Consider the following 5,775-nt stretch of genomic DNA (forward strand, 5'->3'; position numbering starts at 1 on the left):
TTAACACTTTGATCAAGCCGTAAATCCTGCTGTATTCTTTTTTAATAATTTCAATATCGTGCGCTTTATTCTCAAGTTTATAGAGTATTGTGTAAGACTCAAAAACTTGTTCTAACAGTCTTTTAATATAAGAATTCATTGACCAATCTTCACCAATTAAGAAGCAATTTTTGGCAGATTCCGCCCCAGAGTTGATAAGAAACACATAACAAACAATATTTTTACTTTAGTGCGAAATATAAAATCAATGGTAGAAGTTGTATATCAAGATCTAAGCAACAGTGATTTCAGGAATTACTATATTGGCATACCAAAGAACTGGAAATATGGCAAGGATAACGATGTGACAGTTATTGTGTCAGATGTGTGCGTTGTAATTCCTCAAACTATTGCAGGGGCAACAGGAGAGTTGATAGTTTTAAGAACTCTTGAAGCAATGATGGATGCAAATGTAATCAATGCAGGAGACATTCAAAAGGCAATAGATGCATTACTACGTGATAAACTAATTGCAAAAGACAAAAAAGCAAATAGTATACACTATTCCATAATTGTAATTGACTCGAATACAGCTGAACAAAACAAAACAAGTACATCGGATGTGGCGTGCAATAATCTTGAAACACCCTGTACTAAGGAAAATAATCTCATGAGGCCATCGTATCAAGAATTATTATTCGGCATAGTTGACAGTTATAGAATAGAGGCTACCTCTTACGTAAGAAGTATACTTTCTAGAAAGTTAAAGAACCTTTCATATCTTCGCCCTAATTGGGAAAGGGAAAAAGACAAACTAAATAAATGTCAATCTTTAGTCCTATTAGGAACTCCTGCTGTCGCAAAAGCTATTAAGGATAAGAAAGTAAAAAATAAAAAAATTATCTACTCTTTTGTTCTATTCCCAGAAGAATTTGGTTTAAGCAGTAAAGACAATTTTTTTGGGATAAGGATTTTTCCAGTTCCCCAAAGAACAGCTCAAACTTTTTTTTCCTACACCGGCTTAAAAAGAGATACTATAGCTGTTCCACTTAGTGAAAAAACAAAAGAAATAGCTAAAAGGTACTTTCCAAATTCAACCTTTTTTAAGCTAATCTTCTTTCGGAATGACATTATGGAAATAGTACCCGAACTTCTCAAGTATAAATATATTTATATTTTTCCTGACCCAGAGGTTTTAAAAGTAGTTAACCTTTTGAAATTAATGAAACTTTCAAAGGACAGTAGAAAAATTATTTTGACAAGTTTACCAGATCTAGATAGTTATGGTGTTAACTTTATATACGCCGTTGACTATAATTTGCTTGTAGAGAGAATACTTTACCTCTTAGAGAACTCTCCAAAAGAGAAAATATTGCCTTGTCCGGCGAGAGTTAAGTTGTGGAGTCCATAAGGAAATTTTTAGTAAAACACGGCATATTAATATTTGTTTTAGCCATAGGTTGTATAATTGTCTTTAGTGTAATGTCCTCAAATAATTTGAACAATCTCTATGAAAAGCATCTAAAGTACATAACCTCACTAGCAGGAAGAAACCTTCAGTACATCTTCAATATCTACTATAACGATTTACTTGTAGAACAACATCTAAGAACTCTCAAAGAAGAAATTCGATCTGCAGAAGTTGTTTATCTTCAACTATCGTCAAAGGAGTTTTTTTATCCTAAGGATTTGTCTAAGAACTACCTGGAGCTTTTTAAACAGTGTCAAGGAAAATCCTCAACAGAGGTTATAAATCTTAAGGAAAATATTTTGGTTTGTACTCCTCTTTACAGTGAGGTCGCGTCTACGTTCGTCATAGAGAGGGAAAAAGAAGGTACTTTAGGTATTCTTTATTCCAAACACGACATCAACAACATTATAGCCCAATGGCTATTACAGAATGTTATTCTTTTCATAATTTTTACAATTTTTGTAGGTGTTCTTTTCTTCGATATGTTGATGAGGATAAACAAGAACTTCAATTTACTTAGCAAAATTATAAGTCAAATAGAAGATGCATTAAAAGAGAACAGCGAACTCTTATCCGACTATAAGTCAATGATGAGGTTTTACTTAAACCAGTTTTCTTTTAGGGAGTTCTTTAAAGTTGGAGATCTACTCATAAAACTTGTTAGCAAAGTTATAGATCTTACTGCTGAACTTAGACAGCAAGCCCTTAGAGATCCATTAACGAAACTTTACAATAGAAACTATTTAAACCAATTTATGGATAAAATACTCGGACTTGTAAAAAGACAGGGGCTTCCTCTCTCCGTTGTATTAATGGATATTGACGATTTCAAATACATAAACGATACTTTCGGACATGCAAAAGGCGATGAAGTTCTGAAGACTCTAGGGAAAATAATATTAACTTCTATAAGAAATTCTGATATAGCCGTTAGATTTGGAGGGGAAGAGATACTTTTGATCCTTCCTAATACAAAAAAGGAATCGGCTTTATATGTTGTTAATAGAATAAAACAGAAGTTGAGTAATATTGATTTCGGTATCGGAAAAAAGGTTACCTTTAGTGCAGGTGTGGCTGGTTTTCCTGAAGATATTCTGGAGATAGATTCCCTTGATAAACTTATAAATATTGCAGACGAAAGGCTTTACGTGGCTAAAAGAAGTGGAAAGAACACTATTGTGTTGGACTAACTGGTAGAAATTTTAAAGATTAAGAATATCTTTTCTAATTATCTAAAACTATATTTTAACCCTAGGGAGGAAATATGAGACGACTTCCTGTAGTGTCCATAGTTGGAAGACCAAACGTTGGAAAATCTTCGCTTTTCAATAGACTTCTTGAAAGAAAAGTAGCAATCATTGATGATACACCGGGAGTAACAAGAGATAGGATTGTCCAAGAAGCTGATATTAACGAGCATAAAGTTCTACTTGTTGACACCGGAGGAGTGGATACCTCAGGTGAAGGCTTTGCAAGAGAAACGACTGAACAAGCAAAAAGAGCTATGGAGGAAGCCGACATAATTGTTTTTGTTGTTGATGGAAGAGAGGGTATTACTCCTCTTGATGAAGAAGTTGCAAAAATTTTAAGGAAGTGGAAAAAGCCAATAGTTGTTGCCGTAAACAAAGTTGATGAACCATATATGGAAGAACTTGTTTACGATGCATATAGACTTGGTTTTGAGGAAGTAATTCCAATCTCTGCCATTCACAAGATAGGTATTCCTACGCTTAAAGAAAGAATCTTAGAACTCTTGCCAGAGGACCTTAGAAAGGTGGCAAAAGAGGAGTATGAAAAGGAAGAAAGAAGAAAGAAAGCAGAGAAAATCATATCGGGAGAAGATAGGGAGGAACTTGAGAACCTAGCAGAAACGCTGGAAAAAGGAGAAGAATATCTTTTAGAGGAGGAGGAGAAAGAACCTATAAAAGTGGCTATTGTTGGTCGCCCAAACATGGGAAAATCTACTCTTCTCAATGCTCTTGTCGGTGAAGAAAGAGCCATAGTCAGTGATATTCCCGGAACAACTAGAGATGCAATAGATAGTTACGTAAAGATAGGTGATGACGAGCTCATCTTTATAGATACAGCAGGAATAAGAAGAAGAGGAAAAATAAAGGATATTGAGTACTATTCATACTTAAGAGCTCTTGATGCAATTGACAGAGCAGATGTAGTTGTTCTTCTTGTGGATGCAGAGGAGGGACCAACTGATAGAGATACTAAAATCTGCGGGATAGCTCTTGATAAGTTTAAACCTATTGTTATAGCAGTTAACAAAATAGATAAGCTCCAAAGCCAGAAAGATTGGGAAAGGGTCCATAAAGAACTTGATCTAAACTTTGACTTTATTTCTTACGCTCCAAGAGTATTCATATCCGCTAAAGAGAAAAAAGGGCTTGATGAACTCTTAAAACAGGTTAAAGATCTTTATAGGCAATATACCCAGAGAGTCAGAACTGGAGTCTTTAATAGAGCTTTAAAGGAGCTTATGGAAATTCATCAACCACCAGTTTACAAGAACAAAATAGTTAAGATTTACTATGGAACACAGGTTAAAACTAAACCACCAACATTTTTACTTTTCTCTAACTATCCAGAAGGAATACCAAATTCATTTAGAAGATTTCTTGAGAACAGATTACGTGAAAAGTTTGGTTTTAATAAGATACCTATAAGAATTGTCTTTAAGAAGAGGTAAACTTTTGGACAAGTTCTCTCAATGAACTGTATACTTCCACTGCTCTCTTTTGGGCTGTCTCTCTTCTTACGTTAATTTTTTCTAGGTTTTCTTTTAGAACGTTAACAACTTTCTTATCTAGCTTTCCGTTTTTAACAAGATCATCTATTATGGCTATTGCTCTCTTTACAGGAAGCCCTTTTTTGTAAGGACGATCTTCCATAAGAGCAGTGAAAATATCTGCAACAGCCATAATTCTCGAACCCAAAGAAAGGTCTTTTGCTCTAAGTTTAAAAGGATATCCTTTTCCATCTAAGGTTTCGTGGTGATAAGCTGCCCATTCGACAATATTTCTATCTATACCAAGCTTGGAAATTAGTTTATAACTAAAAAACACGTGAGATTTCATAACGTCGTATTCTTCCACTGTAAGCTTAGCTGGTTTTTCGAGAATTTCGTTCGGAATAGCTATCTTTCCTACATCGTGTAGCAGCCCTGCAACTTTCATCTTCTTTAGATCTGGTGAAGTGAAATTAAAAAGAGCTGCTAAAGAAACGGCAGTTTGAGCTACTCCAGAAGAGTGAGTAGCTGTGAAGGGACTTTTAAAGTCTATGAGATAAGCAAATATTTGGGCGAGATCAAAGAATGCTTCAAGTGGTAATTTACTTGCAATGCTCTTTAAAAGCTCTTCAAGAGTTTCCTTAACGATATCCTCTTTCAAAAGTTCATACCAAAACGCTTCTTTGGGGCATATTTTCTTTAGAAAAATATCAACCAACCTAGGCTCAAAGATTCTTCCCTTAAACTTTTTTAGATAACTTTCAAGTTCTGGTATAAAGGAAGAAAGGTAAGAGTAAGGATAGCCTGTATTTATCCTTGAAAGTACAAAGGTATCTATTCTATCGGCTAAATGAATAATGAAAGCACTATAAGGAATTCTGGATTTAAAGAAGAATTTATATGGATAATGATGGTATCTTATTATCTTTGCTATCTTTGAAAAGTAAGGGAATCTTCTAAAGAGCTCGTATCCTACTTCAGCATGAAGATGTATTCTTTTTTCATTCTCGTGAAAATCAGAAGCTTTTAGGAGAACTATATCTTCTGTGGAAGGTATGAGTAGAAGACCTATGTCGTGAAGTAGACCTGCTACAAGAAGGTTGGATAAAAATTCACTGGAGTAACTTATTTCCCTTGCAATAGAATAAGAAATGAAAGCAACTCTGTAATTGTGATTGTTAAGAACAGAATCTGCAAGACTGTTAAGAGAGGAAACGGCGAGCAGGAATTTTGAAATATCAACCGCTAAGTCCACTTAGAACCTCTCTAACTTTTACCATATCTAGATTATACACTCACACTTAACATCTTTTAAATTGTCTTATCTTAATTATAAATCAACCTTAAAATTTCTACTTTTATGAAATCGATTTTAGATTAGAAAAAATTGAAACTTAAGGAATAGTAACTATCAGTTCAATAACTACTCCAACCACAATACCCAAGAGTAACCACTTTCTTGGAAGTTTTTTACTTTTCCAGCCCCTTATGAAGAAATAACCCCAAAGGATTAGCCAGAAACCTGAGAATACCCAAACATCTTCTGGTGATGGAGCTGAGCGTTTTGTTGGGCTTAAATTATATATTT

At 34.4% G+C, this 5,775-nt stretch carries 5 protein-coding genes; 3 read left to right on the forward strand and 2 right to left on the reverse strand.

Annotated elements, in window-relative coordinates; translation table 11 throughout:
• Nucleotides 1-247: 247 nt before the first annotated feature.
• From ABGX27_08430 to der, 3 genes are all read left to right on the forward strand, one after another.
• A complete protein-coding gene (locus ABGX27_08430; protein ID MEO2069513.1) occupies nucleotides 248-1,390 on the forward strand; it encodes a hypothetical protein in 1,143 nt (380 codons plus the stop codon).
• Nucleotides 1,378-2,640 (forward strand): GGDEF domain-containing protein, encoded by a 1,263-nt coding sequence (locus ABGX27_08435; protein ID MEO2069514.1) that lies wholly within the window; start codon nucleotides 1,378-1,380, stop codon nucleotides 2,638-2,640. The genes ABGX27_08430 and ABGX27_08435 overlap by 13 nt, the downstream gene beginning before the upstream one ends.
• A gap of 74 nt (nucleotides 2,641-2,714) precedes the next feature.
• A complete protein-coding gene (der, locus tag ABGX27_08440) occupies nucleotides 2,715-4,148 on the forward strand; it encodes a ribosome biogenesis GTPase Der (protein MEO2069515.1) in 1,434 nt (477 codons plus the stop codon).
• Here the strand turns inward: der and ABGX27_08445 are convergent.
• Both ABGX27_08445 and ABGX27_08450 read right to left on the reverse strand, forming a co-directional pair.
• Complete coding sequence (locus ABGX27_08445; protein ID MEO2069516.1) at nucleotides 4,135-5,442, reverse strand: HD domain-containing phosphohydrolase; 1,308 nt, start codon at nucleotides 5,440-5,442, stop codon at nucleotides 4,135-4,137. The two genes, der and ABGX27_08445, sit on opposite strands and share 14 nt — an antisense overlap.
• A gap of 139 nt (nucleotides 5,443-5,581) precedes the next feature.
• Nucleotides 5,582-5,775: hypothetical protein (locus tag ABGX27_08450; protein ID MEO2069517.1), on the reverse strand; the 194-nt coding region annotated here is incomplete at its 5' end.

The sequence above is a fragment of the Desulfurobacteriaceae bacterium genome, from assembly GCA_039832905.1.
Taxonomy (GTDB): Bacteria; Aquificota; Aquificia; order Desulfurobacteriales; family Desulfurobacteriaceae; genus Desulfurobacterium.